Source organism: Chryseobacterium sp. SIMBA_028 (assembly GCF_046535285.1).
Lineage (GTDB): Bacteria > Bacteroidota > Bacteroidia > Flavobacteriales > Weeksellaceae > Chryseobacterium.
Genome location: NZ_JAWRWZ010000609.1, coordinates 1 through 251 on the forward strand (window position 1 = coordinate 1; position 251 = coordinate 251).

At 60.6% G+C, this 251-nt stretch carries 1 protein-coding gene; it reads right to left on the bottom strand.

Going from position 1 to position 251, the window contains the following annotated elements:
* A partial coding sequence (locus SCA31_RS24665) for a hypothetical protein (RefSeq protein ID WP_410699592.1) occupies positions 1 to 251 on the bottom strand: 251 nt, incomplete at both ends.

Sequence of the window (251 nt, forward strand, 5' to 3'; positions counted from 1 at the left end):
GCGTTCCGTAACGCCGTCGCGGCCTCAGTGGACGCGCTGTGTCTGTCAAGAGCTTCGTGGATCTGGCTGGCCTCGTCGCCGGAGATTTCAGGCAAGCTTGTCGCCATCAAGTGCGAACCGACCATGAGGTCCTTGATCTGCTCAACACGCTGCAACAATCCCTCAACGCGTCCGACGTTCCTTGTCTGAACGAAGGAGGCCGCGGCCGGCGATAGCAGAAAGGCCCATGCATACCACCCGTTGATGAGCGG